At 63.9% G+C, this 14,946-nt stretch carries 11 protein-coding genes; 5 read left to right on the forward strand and 6 right to left on the reverse strand.

Features of this window, described 5'->3' with window-relative positions:
- Window positions 1–12 precede the first annotated feature (12 nt).
- Both pelA and ABIC32_RS05660 read right to left on the reverse strand, forming a co-directional pair.
- The gene (gene pelA, locus ABIC32_RS05655) at window positions 13–1,314 is read right to left on the reverse strand and encodes a pectate lyase (RefSeq protein ID WP_354073009.1); all 1,302 of its coding nucleotides are present in this window, start codon (window positions 1,312–1,314) and stop codon (window positions 13–15) included.
- A gap of 29 nt (window positions 1,315–1,343) precedes the next feature.
- A complete protein-coding gene (locus ABIC32_RS05660) occupies window positions 1,344–2,741 on the reverse strand; it encodes a glycoside hydrolase family 28 protein (RefSeq protein ID WP_354073011.1) in 1,398 nt (465 codons plus the stop codon).
- 168 nt (window positions 2,742–2,909) lie between these two features.
- On the opposite strand from ABIC32_RS05660, the gene ABIC32_RS05665 reads away from it, so the two are divergent.
- A complete protein-coding gene (locus tag ABIC32_RS05665; protein ID WP_354073013.1) occupies window positions 2,910–5,162 on the forward strand; it encodes a glycoside hydrolase family 88 protein in 2,253 nt (750 codons plus the stop codon).
- 109 nt (window positions 5,163–5,271) lie between these two features.
- On the opposite strand, the gene ABIC32_RS05670 is transcribed toward ABIC32_RS05665, so the two are convergent.
- The 4 genes from ABIC32_RS05670 to ABIC32_RS05685 form a co-directional block, all read right to left on the reverse strand.
- Window positions 5,272–8,133 carry a TonB-dependent receptor gene (locus tag ABIC32_RS05670; RefSeq protein WP_354073015.1) on the reverse strand — a complete coding sequence of 954 codons (2,862 nt, stop codon included), beginning with the start codon at window positions 8,131–8,133 and terminating at the stop codon, window positions 5,272–5,274.
- A gap of 194 nt (window positions 8,134–8,327) precedes the next feature.
- On the reverse strand, window positions 8,328–9,461 hold the full coding sequence (gene lldD / locus ABIC32_RS05675; protein WP_354073017.1) for an FMN-dependent L-lactate dehydrogenase LldD: 1,134 nt from the start codon (window positions 9,459–9,461) through the stop codon (window positions 8,328–8,330).
- Window positions 9,462–9,470: 9 nt separating this feature from the next.
- Entirely contained in the window at window positions 9,471–10,232 is a 762-nt protein-coding gene (gene lra1 / locus ABIC32_RS05680) for an L-rhamnose 1-dehydrogenase Lra1 (RefSeq protein ID WP_199059904.1), read from the reverse strand.
- A gap of 24 nt (window positions 10,233–10,256) precedes the next feature.
- On the reverse strand, window positions 10,257–11,063 hold the full coding sequence (locus ABIC32_RS05685; RefSeq protein WP_284877676.1) for an IclR family transcriptional regulator: 807 nt from the start codon (window positions 11,061–11,063) through the stop codon (window positions 10,257–10,259).
- 140 nt (window positions 11,064–11,203) lie between these two features.
- Between ABIC32_RS05685 and rhmD the strand changes: the two genes are divergently transcribed.
- From rhmD to ABIC32_RS05705, 4 genes are read left to right on the forward strand one after another with little or no spacing between them, the layout of a single operon-like run.
- Window positions 11,204–12,400 (forward strand): L-rhamnonate dehydratase, encoded by a 1,197-nt coding sequence (gene rhmD / locus ABIC32_RS05690; protein WP_284877677.1) that lies wholly within the window; start codon window positions 11,204–11,206, stop codon window positions 12,398–12,400.
- A gap of 30 nt (window positions 12,401–12,430) precedes the next feature.
- A complete protein-coding gene (locus ABIC32_RS05695) occupies window positions 12,431–13,279 on the forward strand; it encodes a fumarylacetoacetate hydrolase family protein (protein ID WP_354073021.1) in 849 nt (282 codons plus the stop codon).
- Window positions 13,276–14,028: an SDR family NAD(P)-dependent oxidoreductase gene (locus ABIC32_RS05700; protein ID WP_307510374.1), complete on the forward strand. Its 753-nt coding sequence runs from the start codon at window positions 13,276–13,278 to the stop codon at window positions 14,026–14,028. Before ABIC32_RS05695 ends, ABIC32_RS05700 begins: the two co-directional genes overlap by 4 nt.
- Before the next feature lie 9 nt (window positions 14,029–14,037).
- Window positions 14,038–14,940, forward strand: coding sequence for an amidohydrolase family protein (locus ABIC32_RS05705; RefSeq protein WP_354073024.1), 903 nt, complete (start codon window positions 14,038–14,040; stop codon window positions 14,938–14,940).
- Window positions 14,941–14,946 lie beyond the last annotated feature (6 nt).

Consider the following 14,946-nt stretch of genomic DNA (forward strand, 5'->3'; position numbering starts at 1 on the left):
TCAAAAGCGCTCTCACTGTGCGTGCCACGTCGCGTACATATCCAGCGCCTTCTGCGGCGATGAAATCCACCAGGAATAGCCGTTGCGCCTTCCGACAGAGATTTCATTGACGTCGTTGTGGATGGTCTGATCCTTGTCGCCGAAGATCGGACGCCCGGTCACCAGATCGTAGTTGCGAGACCAGATCGGACCCGCACCGGCCTTGTCGATCAGCTTGCGTCCGTCGTCGGTCATTTCGAATGACTTGTCATAGACACGCACCGCCTGAAGCCATTCGGCGGCGCCGCGAACGGCGGCCCTGATCTCCGGCGATGGGTTCTCCTCGCCCATCAGGAAGATCAGGATATCGGTTGTTTCGCCGCTTGCGATGGATCGCGGCTCGTAGTTCCGAGCGCTGGTTGGAACCAGTCGCATGGGCTCGACCTGCTGCGGCCAGCCCAGCAGTCGATCCCCCTGACGCACCTGTGCCGCGAGGATCACGTCGATCGCCTTTCGAGTCGCCTCGGCCGCCCGTGTCTCCAGTTCAGCCGGCACGAAGTCGAAGCCCTCAGCGCCATGGGCGACATCACGAAGCAGCATGGCCGCGTTCGCCACCGCATTGTCGTTGAAGGTGATGGAGTCGTGGAAGCCGCCTTCGAGCGGCCAGATCTGAGGCCAGCCGCCATTTGGATATTGCGCGTTCAGAAGATACCGCACGCCTCGGATGACGCTGGCGCGCCAGGCGTCGCCGTCGCGTCCGGGCGCGTGGGCGGCGACCTTGGCCAGGAAACGCATTTCCGACCACGTCGCCTCGTTGTCCAACGTGCCGACGAAGGTCCAGAAGCGATCCGCCGGCGCATCGAAGTTCGCCGGGTTCTGCTCCATGGTTTCGGCATCGTTGGAGAACCGCTGACCCGGCAGGCGCGCAATGCTGCGATCCTGGTTTTTGCTCCATCCGCCGGCGGGCGTCTGGAAACTGACGATCGCATCCGCGACAGCCCGGGCGTCGGCCGTGGCGTACCAGTCGGCAGGCCGATCCAGCGGCATGTTGTAGTGGGCGGGTCCGACGGCCTTGGGCGGCGGCGGCGGAGCAACTCCGGCGGGAAGCTCGGCCGCGAGCGCAGCGCGGTCGGCCAGATGCTGGGCCTGGGAGCGTGCCAGATACTCGGCCCACGGACCGCGCTCCGCGTCGGGCAAGGCGCCGATCCTGTCGCTGGTCAGGCCCACCGCCGGCGTGTTCAGCCGCAGGACTTCAGCCTGGGCGGCGCCGGAAACGCCCCCCACAAGCGCGACCGCGCCAAATGCCAAGATCGAACAGGCGGAAAGGATTTTCATCGCGCTAACTCCCAAAATTTTCTGGTTTTTCATGCTTGTCTGGATCGCAGGCCAGTGACGCCGGACGACGCGGTCACCTTGGGACCTTGGCCATCCAGGGTTTCGATGTTGCAGTCGCGGAAGCGCCAGTTCTCGGCATTGGCGATGGCGCCCGCATCCTGCACATCCCAGTCCAACCGTTCGAAAATGAAGTCTTTCAGCGGCGCTTCAGGATAGGCGGCGGCGGCGAATCCGACTTTGCCGCCGACGGCCTTGATGTTCGACAGGCGAACATCGTGGATACGGGGAATGCCCTGTTCGCGCGGCACGGGCGTGGCGAGCGCGCGCCAGTAATCCGGCACGTCCGCGATGCCGTCCGGGATCTGGGCGTAGCTGTAGTTTGGGTACCAGTTCAGGTTCACCTGCATCAATGTGCGCACGTCCTGCAGATGGATGTCGCGCAGGCGGATGTTGGAGATCACGCCGCCGCGTGTGTGGCCTGATTTGAAGAAGATCCCCAGCGGTACCGGATACTCGATCCTCAGCCCAGAGACTTCGATGTCGTCAAATCCGCCAGATGTCTCCGATCCGAAGGTCATCCCGGCCAGGGCGTCACGGACGATGCAGTCGCGAATCTTCACCTGACGGCACGGCCGGGCTACCCGCAGCCCGTCCCAGTCGCGTCCGGCCTTGATGCAGATCGCGTCGTCGTTGACCGACAGGTCGCATCTCTCGACCAACACCCGCTCCGATGAGTCGATGTCGATGCCGTCCGTCGAAGGGCCGCGTCCGCCGATGTTATTCCTGATGATCAGGTCGGCGACCTTCACGTCCCGCGAATAGCAGACGTGGACGGTCCAGAACCCGGATCGCGCCAGGTTCAGACCGGAAACCTCAACCTGCTGTGAATCGTAAACGTGAATCAGACGCGGACGGCGGCAGTCGTAGTCGGCAGCCCATCGCAGATCGCGCGGATCATAATCGCGTCGCAGCGCCCAATAGGAGTCCCAGAAGACCTTGCCGTCGCCATCGACAAGACCCTCACCCGTGATCTTGGCGTTCTGTTGCTGATAGACATTTAGCAAGCCGGCGGGCCAGTCCATCTCAACGCCTGCAATACGCGTGCGAACCATCGGATAGGCGGCCAGATCTTGAACGCCGCGCAGGGTTGCGCCGCGTTCGATCGACAGGGTCACCCCCGACTTCACGAATAACGAGCCTGACAGGTACAGACCGGGCTTCAGGACCACGACCCCTCCGCCCTGCCCTGCCGCTGCGTCGATGGCGGCCTGGATAGGACGAGTGTTGATGGCGACCCCGTCACCCACCGCGCCATAGTCGGACGCGTCGAACGTGCGCAAACGGCTAGACTGCGCAAACGCCGGCGTCGCTGGCGTCAAGGCGCTGACGACCCCCAGTTGCAGCAGCGTGCGGCGATCGGCGCGCATCTAGATTTCCCACATTCTGTTCTTTCGTCTCACAATAGTGGACGATATAAGACTGGCAAGAGATACCGACAGCTGATCGTCACAAATTGACACCGGTTACGTTGCGGCTCGCTATCCAAGTGGGCCACCAACCATCATGCGCCGCCGGGAGCAGCGCCGGAGGAAAACATGGCCCTGCCAACCCGACCCTGCCTTGGCCTGATTGCAGTCCTTATGAGCTCGGCCGCCATGTCCGGCCCCGTTCTAGCGCAAACGGTCGGAGCCTTGCCGCCGGGCGTCGAGGTTGAATGGCTGGCTCAGCGCGATCGCCCCGCCCTTTACACTGACTTGGCAGGCGTGCCGTCACGCGAGAGCACGATGGCGGCAGTCGAATATGTCGCCTCCTCGCAAATCGCAGCCATGGCCGCCGAGCCGCTCGCCTTATCGACGGGCAGCAACCTGACGCAGATGTCGTCGAACTGGGTCGCAGCCACCTTTTACGTCGGCGCTTCGCGGCTTGCGCGCGTGTCGGACGATACGCGGACGCTGCGTTTCTTGAGCGCCGTGGCCGATCACTACAACTACAGTGTACGTGGCGCGCGGTCGGGCAAGACGATGCTGAACGCCGACGATATCGCGATCGGCGATCTCTACGAAGAACTCTACGCGCGTCGTGGACAGGAGGGCGTGCTGATGCCGCTGCGTCAGCGGCTGGACTGGCAGGTCCCCTATCTGGCCCGGGCGGAAGACACACCCGCGCTCGTCTGGTGGTGGGCCGACGCGCTCTATATGGCGCCCCCGGTCTTCGCCCGGATGACCGCGATCACGGGCGATCCAAAATATCTGAACGCCGCAGATAAGGAATGGCGACGCACAGCGGCGCGGCTGTGGGTCGAGGACGAAAAGCTGTTCCTGCGCGACGAACGGTTCAAGGATGAGAACCATCGTGACGCTGACGGCGACCGAATCTACTGGTCGCGAGCCAATGGCTGGGTCATCGGCGGTTTAGTAAGATGGCTAGAGTCCGTGCCGGCCGATTTCGCCGGCCGCGCCTTCTATGTCGATCTCTTCCAGAAGATGGCCGGCAGGGTCGCAGGACTTCAGCAGGAGGACGGACTGTGGCGCGCCAGCCTTCTGGACCCCGAGGCCTATCCCGAGGCTGAAACCTCAGGCTCGGTCTTCTATGTCTACGCCCTGGCCTGGGGGATCAATCACGGCCTTTTGGATCGCGACACCTACCTGCCGCATGTGTTGAAGGGGTGGGCCGGCCTGAACCGCCATGTCCTTGCGAACGGCTTGGTGGGCGCAGCGCAGAAGACCGGCGATCAGCCCGTGTCGACCGACCCTGAGGACGTCGGCCTCTATGCTTCAGGAACCTATATTCTGGCCGGGCTGGAAGTCGCGTCGCTGAATGACCCAGTTCGCTCTCTGCCATTGGCGGAACCCACGCGCGACACGGCCGAAGTGATCGCTGCGACCACACCTGTCCCGCCCGCCCCCGTGACGGTCGTCGGCGCCGAAGAAATCCGCCGTCGAGACGCCGAGATGCGTGCGACCTCCGCGCTCTCCTACGATCCATCCGCTCTGAATCGACCCTCGAGCATCGAACCGCTGGAGCCGCCACCGGTAGACCAGCAGCGACCGCGCGCGGTCGCTCGCTTCGCGCCGGATCGTTTGGATGACCTGCTATGGGAAAACGATCGCGTCGCTCATCGCATTTACGGTCCCACGCTTGAAGCGCGCGAGGCGCCCTCTGGCTCGGGCATCGATGTGTGGGCAAAACGTGTCCGCTATCCCTTCATGGACCGCCAGCTAAAGTTCCCGAACTATCACGTCGATCGCGGTGAAGGCCTGGATTATTACGACGTGGGACGCGGCAGAGGCGCCGGAGGTCTGGGCATCTGGTACGACAACAAGCTCTGGACCAGTCGCAACTTCTCCACCTACCAGATCGATAAAACCGGCGGCGACGAGGCGCGGTTCAGCGTGACCTACCGCCCTTGGCCGGTCGATGTCGTGCGCACGGTTTCAGAAACGCGTGAGTTCAGCCTTCCGTTAGGCTCCAACTTCACGCGCATGACTTCGACTTTCAACTCGAACTCCGACGCACCGCTGATCGTCGCGATCGGCATCTCGAAGCGCAGCAACGACAATGGACGGGGTTTCGTAACGCGCGACGCCGCACACGGGCGTCTGATGTTCTGGGAGCCTGAGAACCCCGAGCATGGCTCGCTCGGCATCGCTCTGGCGGTTGATCCCGCAACGGTCGAAGGCTTTACCGAAGACGCCGACAACTATCTGATACTGGTGCGGGTCACGCCGGGTCAGTCGTTCACCTACTACATGGGATCGGCGTGGGATCGCGGCCTGGACTTCGCCACGCGCAGCGCCTGGGAAGATTTCGTCGCAAACCAAAGTTTCGACTTCCGCCAAGGCGACTAGCCGGCAAGCGAAAATTCTCTCGCCGCGTTGCCCAGTTCGGTCGATGCCAAAAGAAAGGCGGCACCGGTTATACCGACGCCGCCTGTCTTATCTCGCCGATCTGTTGGGATCAGAAGCGATACCGCGCGCCGATGTAAACCTGGCGGCCAGTGTGGTGATAGACATAGGTGCTGTCACGCGGCAGGCCGATGTCGCCATGGTTCTGACGATTGGCTTCGTCCGTCAGATTCAGCCCCTCGACCGAAACACTGAGGTTATCGGTGAGGTTGTACGATGCGGAAGCGTCGATCGTCGTGGTTTCGGTCTTGCCCTGATAGGGGATCAGGCCCGTGGCGCCGTTCGAACCCGGCACGCTCTGGAAATAGGTGTCGCGATAGGCCGCCGACACACGGGCATTGAACTTGCCGTCGTCATAATACAGCGTCGCGTTCCAGGCGTTTGGCGACAGGTTGACCAGATCCGCCGTCACGAAGGCCGCGCAGGTTGCGGTGACGCAATACTGAATCTCGGATTCAACGTGCGTGTAGTTCAGCTGCGTACCGATATTCGACAGCAGGCTGGGCAGGAAGGAGAACGTCTGCTGATAGCTGATCTCAAAGCCTTTCAGCGGGCCGCCCGGCGTGTTGGTGGGCGTGCTGAACTGATAGATGTCGCCGGCAGGACGACCGCCCGCCGGGAAGGCCACAGGGTTCAAGGCCGTCAGTTGGCTGTACGACAGCGGTTCGGTGGTCGTCTGCACATAGGTCGAGATGTCCTTGTAGAAGTAGGCGAAGGACAGCAGAGCTTCAGGCGCGAAGTAATATTCAACCGACAGGTCGTAGGTTGTTGCCCGATATGGTTCCAGCTCGACATTGCCCAGCGAGGCCGTATTGGTCGCCGCCCCGGCCGCGCTCAACGTGAAGACCGGAACGAGGCTGGTGACAGGCGGTCGCGCCATGACCTTGGCGGCGCCCACGCGCACGATCAGATCCTTCATCGGCTCGATCGACACGTTTAGCGACGGCAGGGTGTCGTCGTACTCGTTCTCGCCCCGGACCGGCGTCGCAACACCACCGACGTTGGAATAACCCAAGGCGTCAACCTCGGTCTTGACCTGACGTACGCCGACGTTGCCTCGGAAGGGCACACCCATGATTTCCGTGTCCCAGTCGGCCTGGACATAGGCGCCGGTGTCGGTCTCGGTCACGTCACGCCAGTTGCCATAGGTGGACGGATTGCCGTTCAGGCCGATCAGTCGGAAGTCACCGCCTGCTACGCCCGTGTCGCAGTTGCAGTTGTAGTTCCAGACTGTTTGCAACGCAGCCAGATCCGGCCGAACCCAGCTGGTCGCAGCGCCCGACGGCAGATCGAGATTGCGACCGAACCCGCTGAGCAGATTGGTGACCGAAGCCATGCTCGTGCCCGCCGGCAGCGCTGGCGAACCGTTGGCGTTGTTCGGGCGCGCGAAGGCGCGGCTGCTCGACTCATATTCCTTGCGGCTGACGCCCGCTTTCAGTGTGAGCCAATCGCTTACGTCGAAGGCGAAGTTGGCCTCACCCGTCGTATAGACGTTTTCCTGGAAGTTCGAACTGATGCGCAGCTCCGAGCGGGGCTGGGCGCCGGTCGGTCCGACAACACTCCACTGCGTAGGGTCGGCGACATTGAAGCCCCAGTTGATCGCCGGCAGATTGCGATTCTGACGGAAATCATAGGAATAGCCATCGACATTCTGGCGATCGATGATGGCGCTGACCTGGACCGGGTTGGCGAAGCTGGATTCCGCGCGACCGATCAGGCCGTCGAACCGCAGCCGATCCGAAAACTCGTGCTCGACCCCGAAGGTCATCTGCTTGAATTCGGTTTCCAGCTCGTCAAACCGCTGCTCGCTGCGGATGTCCATGTCGTCGAGTTGGGCGTAGATCATCTCGCCAGTGTCGGGATCGATCTCGAAGCTCATGATGTCGACCTGCGGCTTGCCGCCCTGATCGGCGCCACGGCTGAGCGACCACGCTTGCAGGAAGTTTTCGCTGCGCGTCGAATCCAGCTTCGAGTACAGCATGTCCATCGTGAACAGGGTCGGACCGTTGCCGGGGCGGGCTTGCACCGACAGCGTCGCGCCCAGACGCTCCTGGCTGTGCTCCAAGCTGCCATAGCGCGGGATGCGAGGGTGGTAGGTGCGCGCGGCGTTCGGCAGGACAGCGCCATTCTGGAAGCCGCCGTCAGCGCTGGCAGGTCCCCAGCGCACCGAGCTGAAACCTTCCTCCAGACTGTCGCGCTCGCTGTAGGCGATCGAGAACAGAGCGCCGATCTGGTCATCCGCCCAGGTGTTCGAAATCAGACCGGCGAAGCGCGGGCTCCAGTCCTGCGACAGATCGTTGTAGCCGTACTGGCCAGACAGCGCGCCCTGGAAGCCCATCTTGTCGAATGGACGGCTGGTGCGCAAATCGACGGTCGCCCCCAGCGACCCCTCTTCCGTCTCGGCCGAGGCGGTCTTGCGCACCGTGATATTGTTAAAGAGCTCTGAGGCGAAGACGTTGAAGTCAAAGCCACGACCGCGATTCACCCCGCCCGACGAGTCGGTGGCGCCGGTCGATGCCTGGGCCTCGATGCCGTTGATCCGCGTGCGGGTGAACTCCGAACTCAGACCGCGGACGGTGATCGACCGGCCCTCGCCCGCATCGCGGTCGATCGAGACGCCGGGAATGCGCTGGATCGACTCGGCCAGATTGGTGTCGGGGAAATCCGCGATGTCCTCAGCTGAAATGGCGTCGACGACGCCAGGTTCGCGGCGTTTGATGTTTAAGGAATTCTGAAGGCTGGCCCGGAAGCCCGTGACGACGATGTCATCGACTTCTGCAGCGTCATCCGTCTGAGGTGCAGCGACCTCGGCCGTTTGAGCGGCGGCGTCATGCGCCATCATGGCGAGAGCTAGGGCTCCCAGCGACGCGGTGGCGACCAGGGCGTGGCGCGCAAATTTGTGGCGTTGGATCATTCTAGTTTCTCCTCCCAAGTGTTGCGCATCAAGGATCGAACGCCCTCGTTCACGCCTCCCGCTGCTGACGGGAGACACCGGTGTCAAAGCGAGTTGGCCGCTCGACTGCTACCGGTGTCATGACGGATATAGTCACAACAAGCGTGGCCTAGCAAGGCCGAGCTGACAACCGTAAGATTGGTTGGTCATCTTCGTCAAATCGCCAGCATCTCGCGGGTCATGCCGGCGACCGACTTGGCGCCGGTCAGGGTCATAGCGACGCGCATTTCCTTTTCGAACAGGTCCAGCAGATTTTCGACGCCCGCCTGACCGTTCGCCGCCAAGGCATAGATGAAGGCCCGGCCCAGCAGGACCGCGTCGGCGCCCAGGGCGATGGCGCGAACCACGTCCAGACCGTTGCGGATGCCGGAATCCACCAGAATCTTCAGCTCGCCCTGCACCGCTTCGGCGATGGCTGGCAGGGCCCGGGCCGACGACAGCACACCATCCAACTGACGCCCGCCGTGATTCGACACCACGATGCCGTCTGCACCGAAGCTTACGGCGTCGCGCGCGTCCTGCGGATCCAGGATGCCCTTGATGATCATCGGCCCGTCCCAGAAATCGCGGATCCATTGCAGATCCTTCCACGAAATCGACGGATCGAAGTTGTTGGCCAGCCAGCCGATATAGTCGGCGAGACCCGTCGGCTTGCCCAGATAGGCCGAGACATTGCCCAGATCGTGCGGCGTGCCGCGCACCCCGACGTCCCAGGCCCAGGCCGGATGGGTCATCGCCTGGACCATGCGGCGGATTTCGGCATTGGGCCCGCTCATGCCCGAATGGGCGTCCCGGTAGCGGGCCCCGGGGGTAGGCATGTCGACCGTGAAAACCAGCGTCTTCACTCCCGCCGTCCTAGCCCGCTCCAACGCATTCTTCATGAAGCCCCGGTCGCGCAGCACATAGAGCTGGAACCACATGGGCCGGGCGATGGCGGGCGCCACCTCCTCGATCGGGCAGACCGAGACGGTGGACAGAGTGAAGGGCACGCCGCGCGAGGCCGCCGCCTTGGCCGCCTGCACCTCGCCGCGCCGGGCGTACATGCCGGTCAGGCCGACGGGCGCCAGGATGATGGGCAGGCGCAGGGTTTCGTCGAACAGCTTGGTATCAAGACTGAGGCTGGTCATGTCCTGCAGCACGCGCTGGCGCAGGGCGATGGCCTGCCAATCCTCGACGTTGCGCCGCAGGGTCTGTTCGGCGTAGGCGCCGCCGTCGATATAGTGGAACAGGAAGGGCGGCAGCTTGCGCCGCGCCGCCTCGCGATAGTCGCCGGGCGACGAAATGATCACGCCGCCGTCCTACTGGAAGTTGGCGAAGGCGCCGCCGTCGACCAGCAGGGCCGCGCCGGACATGTAGCTCGCCATGTCCGAGGCCAGGAAGGCGACGACCGAGGCGATGTCCTCTGGCCGGCCCAGACGACCCAGCGGGATGCGGCCCTCCATGTATTGACGCTTGTTCGGATCGGCGAGGTCGTCCTTGTTGATGTCAGTGGCGATGGTGCCGGGCAGGACCGAATTGCAGCGGATGCCGTGACGGCCCAGGGCGACGGCGCAGGACTGCATCAGGCTGTGCACCCCCGCCTTGGTCGGGGTGTAGTGGGTCTGCATCTCGCCGCCGACCAGGGCCGAGATCGAGCTGATGGCCACGATGGAACCGCCGTCTCCCTGGCGGACCATCTGATTGGCCGCCGCCTGCACCATGTAATAGGCGCCGTGCAGATTGACCTCCATCGTGCGGCGCAGTGTCTCGACCGGCATGTCGAGGAAGGCGTGGAACGGACAGATGCCGGCGTTGGAGACGAAGACGTCCACCCGGCCCAGCGCCTGAACCGCGGCGGCGACGAAGGCTGCGGCGCTCGCGGGCTGGGCCACGTCGCCGTCGACGGTGATGGCCCGGCGGCCCAGGGTCTCGATCTCGGCGACCACCTCGGCGGCGGCCCCATCGTCCCGGAAGGTGTTGAGGGCGACGTCGGCGCCCTGGCGCGCGGCCTCGATCGCCGTCGCCCGCCCGATGCCCCGCGATGCGCCCGTGATCAGGACGACCTTGTTCTCAAGCAGCATGTGGGCTCCGGCGATGGTTCGGTTTCAGGGTTTGGGCGACCAGCCTAGGTCGGCGCTGATCGCGTCGGCGGCCTCGGTCACGGTCTTGGTCAGTTCGGTCATCCGCGCGTCGGACATATATTGCGCGGCCGAGGACACGCTGAGGGCGGCGACGATCTGGCCGTTCACCGAACGGATCGGCGCGGCGACGCAACGGATCTGGTCTTCGTTCTCTTCCAGGTCGAAGGCGTAGCCCTTCTGGGCGTAGCCATGCATCCGCTCCAGCCAGACGGCACGGGCGGATGAGTCATAGGTCGCGCCCGGCTCGGCGTAGAAGTCGATCCAGTCCGCCTCGGTCTTGTCCAGGATCAGCGCCTTGCCCAGGCCAGTCGAGGCGATCGGATGACGTTCGCCCAGGCGCGAGCCGATGTTGATCCGCCTGCGCCCCGCCACCTTGTCCAGATAAAGCGCATGACGGCCGTCCAGCACCCCCAAGTGGACCGTATCGTCGGTCTGAGCCGACAGTTGTTCCAACCAGGGCCGGGCCACGCGCGGCAAATGCATCTGCTGGCTGGCGGCATGGCCCAGCTCCAGCAGTTTGGGGCCGAGGGAATAGCCTTCGCGCGGGCGGAACGACAGCAGGCGACGCTCGACTAGGGCCGAGGCCAGACGGTGAGTGGTGCTGCGGGTCAGATCCAGCTTTTCGGACAGTTCCGCCAAGGGCAGAGAACCCTCGATGAGGGCGTCGATGACGTCCAGACCACGCAGCAGGGTCTGGCTGCCGGACGCCTTGGCCCCCGGCTCTTCTTCCCCATCGACCTGCACGGTCTTGATTGACGACGATCGTCCCATTTCGTAATCCTCATTCTCAGAATGTAGCAATACGCGCAAGTCGCTCCGCCACACCGGCCTGACTTTGACGTTATGCACGGAGGAACGCCAGTGAAATCCCGCATTATGGGAGCAAATCACCAATCACTGGTGATGACGCGATGAGCCGCCTGCCCCGCATCAAACACGTTCGCGCTTTCGTCGTGAAAAACGACGGCACGGGAGGCGGCGCCGACTATCACGATCAGGGCGACGGTCACTGGATCGACGACCACATCGCCACCCCCATGGCGAGATACCCGGAGTACCGCCAGAGCCGCCGCAGCTTCGGCATCAATGTGCTGGGCACGCTGGTGGTGGAGATCGAGGCCGAAAACGGCGTGGTCGGTTTTGCGGTGACCACCGGCGGCGAACCCGCCGCCTATATCGTCGAGAAACACCTGGCCCGCTTCCTGGAGGGCCGCGATCCGTCCGAGGTCGAGAAGATCTGGGACCAGATGTATTTCTCGACCCAGTATTACGGCCGAAAAGGTCTGGTGGTGAACGCCATCTCCGGCGTGGATCTGGCGCTGTGGGACCTGCTGGGCCGTCTGCGTCAGGAGCCGGTTTTCGCCATGCTGGGCGGGGCGGTGCGCGACGAACTGACCTTCTACGCCACCGGTACGCGGCCCGACAAAGCCAAGGAACTGGGCTTCATCGGCGGCAAGATGCCCCTGCACCACGGCCCGGCCGAGGGCGAGGAAGGCCTGCACAAGAACATCGCTGAACTCGCAGCCATGCGGAACGCCTGCGGCGACGATTTTTGGCTGATGTTCGACTGCTGGATGGCGCTGGACCTGAACTACGCCACGCGGCTGGCTCAGGAGGCCCACAAGCTGGGTCTGAAGTGGATCGAGGAGGCGCTCAGCCCCGACGACTACTGGGGCTATCAGGCGCTGAAGAAGAACGCTCCCAAGGGGATGCTGGTCACGACCGGCGAGCATGAGGCCACCCGCTGGGGCTTCCGCATGCTCTTGGAGATGGAATGCTGCGACATCATCCAGCCGGACGTGGGCTGGTGCGGCGGCGTCACCGAACTGCAGAAGATCTCCGCCCTGGCTGACGCCAAGGGCGTGCTGATGATCCCTCATGGCTCGTCGGTCTATTCCTACCACTTCGTGGTGACGCGCCATAACAGCCCGTTCGCCGAGTTCCTGATGATGGCCCCCGGCGCCGACGAAGTCGTGCCGATGTTCCATCCGCAACTGATCGGCGAACCCGTCCCCGTAAACGGCCGCCTGAAGGTTCCCGATACGCCCGGCTTCGGCGTCGAACTGAACCGCGACATCGCCCTGCATCGCCCCTACGCGCGCCCCTAACTTCGCCAAGACGAAAGCTCCTCCGCCACTATGAAACTGCTGCGTTACGGCCCCAAGGGCCAAGAAAAGCCGGGCACGCTGGACGCCGAGGGGCGCATTCGCGACCTGTCGGGATACATCGCCGACATCACGCCGGACCAACTGTATGGCCCCGCACTTGAGGCGCTGAAGGCCATCGATCCGACCACCCTGCCCGTGGTCGAGGGCCAGCCTCGCTATGGCGTGCCGATCAATGGCGTGCGCAAATTCCTGGCCATCGGCCTGAACTTCGCCGACCACGCAGCCGAATCCAATTTGCTGATCCCCGAAGAGCCGGTGCTGTTCACCAAAGCCATTACCTGTCTGAACGGGCCGAACGACGACGTGGTCATCCCGCGCGGCTCGGAAAAGACCGACTGGGAGGTCGAGCTGGGCATCGTCATCGGCAAGCCCGCCTCCTACGTCACCAAGGCCGAGGCTTTGGATCACGTGGCCGGCTATGTCCTGATCAACGACGTGTCCGAGCGCGCCTATCAGACCGAGCGCGGCGGCACCTGGGACAAGGGCAAGGGTTGCGACACCTTCGGCCCCGTCGGCCCCTGGCTGGTGACGACCGACGAGGTCGGCGACGTTCAGGACCTGGACATGTGGCTGGACCTGAACGGCAAGCGCATGCAAACCGGCAACACCCGGACGATGATTTTCGGCGTCGCCGAGATCGTGTCCTATCTGTCGGAGTTCATGACGCTGAAGCCGGGCGATCTGATCACCACCGGCACCCCGCCCGGCGTGGGTCTGGGCCAGAAGCCGCCGCTATATCTGAAGGCGGGCGACACGGTGCGCCTGGGCATCCAGAAGCTCGGTGAACAAGGCCAGACCTTCGTGGAGTGGACGCGATGAGCGCCTATCAAGGCCGTTTTTCGGGCCGCACCGCCATCGTCACCGGCGGCGCGTCGGGCCTGGGCAAGGCCGCAGCCGCCCGCATCGTCGCCGAGGGCGGCAAGGTCGTGCTGTGGGACCTCAACGCCGAGGCGCTGACGGCCGCCGCCACCGAGGTCGGGGCCGCCCATGTGATCGCCCTGGATGTCGCCGACCCCGAGGCCGTCGCCGCAGCGGCCCAGGACTCGGCCCAGGCGCTGGACGGCCGCATCGACATCCTGGTCGCCTCGGCCGGCATCACCGGCGCCACCGTGCCGGTGCATGAGTTTCCGATCGACAGTTGGAAGAGGGTCGTCGACATCAATCTGAACGGCGTCTTCTACTGCTCGCGCGCCATCGTGCCCTTCATGCTGGCCAACGGTTACGGCCGGATCGTCAATGTGGCCTCGGTTGCGGGCAAGGAAGGCAACCCCAATGCCTCAGCCTATTCCGCCTCCAAGGCCGGTGTGATCGGCTTCACCAAATCGCTGGGTAAGGAACTGGCCGGCAGGGGCGTCATCGCCAACAGCCTGACCCCCGCCACCTTCGAAAGCCCGATCCTGGAGCAACTGCCCCAGAGCCAGGTCGATTACATGCGCTCCAAAATCCCCATGGGACGCCTGGGTGAGGTCGAGGAGAGCGCCTCCATGGTCTGCTTCATGGCCTCCGAAGAATGCAGCTTCACCACCGCCTCGACGTTCGACACGTCGGGCGGCAGAACGACCTATTAGGACGCACGCGTGGCCTCGGACCTTCGCATCGTCGACGGGCACGTCCACCTGTGGGACCTGTCGCGTGCGCGCTATGGCTGGCTTCAGGACGATCCCCTGCCGAACAATCCGGCGGGAGACATGTCGCCCATCGCCAACGCAAACTATCTGCTGGACGACTATCTGGCGGACACGGCGGGCTGGCGCGTGGACAAGATCGTTCACGTCGAGGCCGGCCAGCCTGTGGGCCAGCAGCTGGCCGAGACCGACTGGCTTCAGTCGATCGCTGATGACACCGGTTATCCGCACGCCATCGTCACCGGCGCCGATATGTTGGATCCCGACCTGGACGCCCTGCTGGAAGCACACGCCGCCCGACCGAACGTCCGCGGCGTGCGCCAGATCGTTTGCTGGCACGAGGATCCGTTGAAGACCTATACCGATCGCGATCTGTTGCGTGATCCGAAATGGGTCGAGGGCTTCGCCAAGCTCGCGCACTATGGGCTGTCGTTCGACCTCCAGCTCTATCCGTCCCAAATGGCGACCGCCGCCATCATCGCCGCCCGCCACCCCGACATTCCGATCATCGTCAACCACGCCGGCCTGCCGACCGACCGGGATGTGGCGGGGATGGAGCGGTGGCGCACAGGTCTGCGCCTGCTGGCCGCTCAGCCGCAGGTCTCGATCAAGATCTCGGGTCTCGGCATCACCGATCGCGCCTGGACGCCCGACAGCATCCGTCCCATCGTTGTGGAGTGCATCGAGGCCTTCGGGACCGAGCGCGCCATGTTCGCCTCGGACTTCCCCGTCGAAAGCGTCCACGGAACCTTCGAAGTCTTCTATTCCGCGTTTAACGCGATCACGGCCGACTTCTCGATCGACGAACGCGACCGCCTGTTCGCCGCCAACGCCGAGGCGATCTACCGTATCTGACCCATC

The organism is Brevundimonas sp. 1080 (assembly GCF_040545985.1).
Classification (GTDB): domain Bacteria; phylum Pseudomonadota; class Alphaproteobacteria; order Caulobacterales; family Caulobacteraceae; genus Brevundimonas.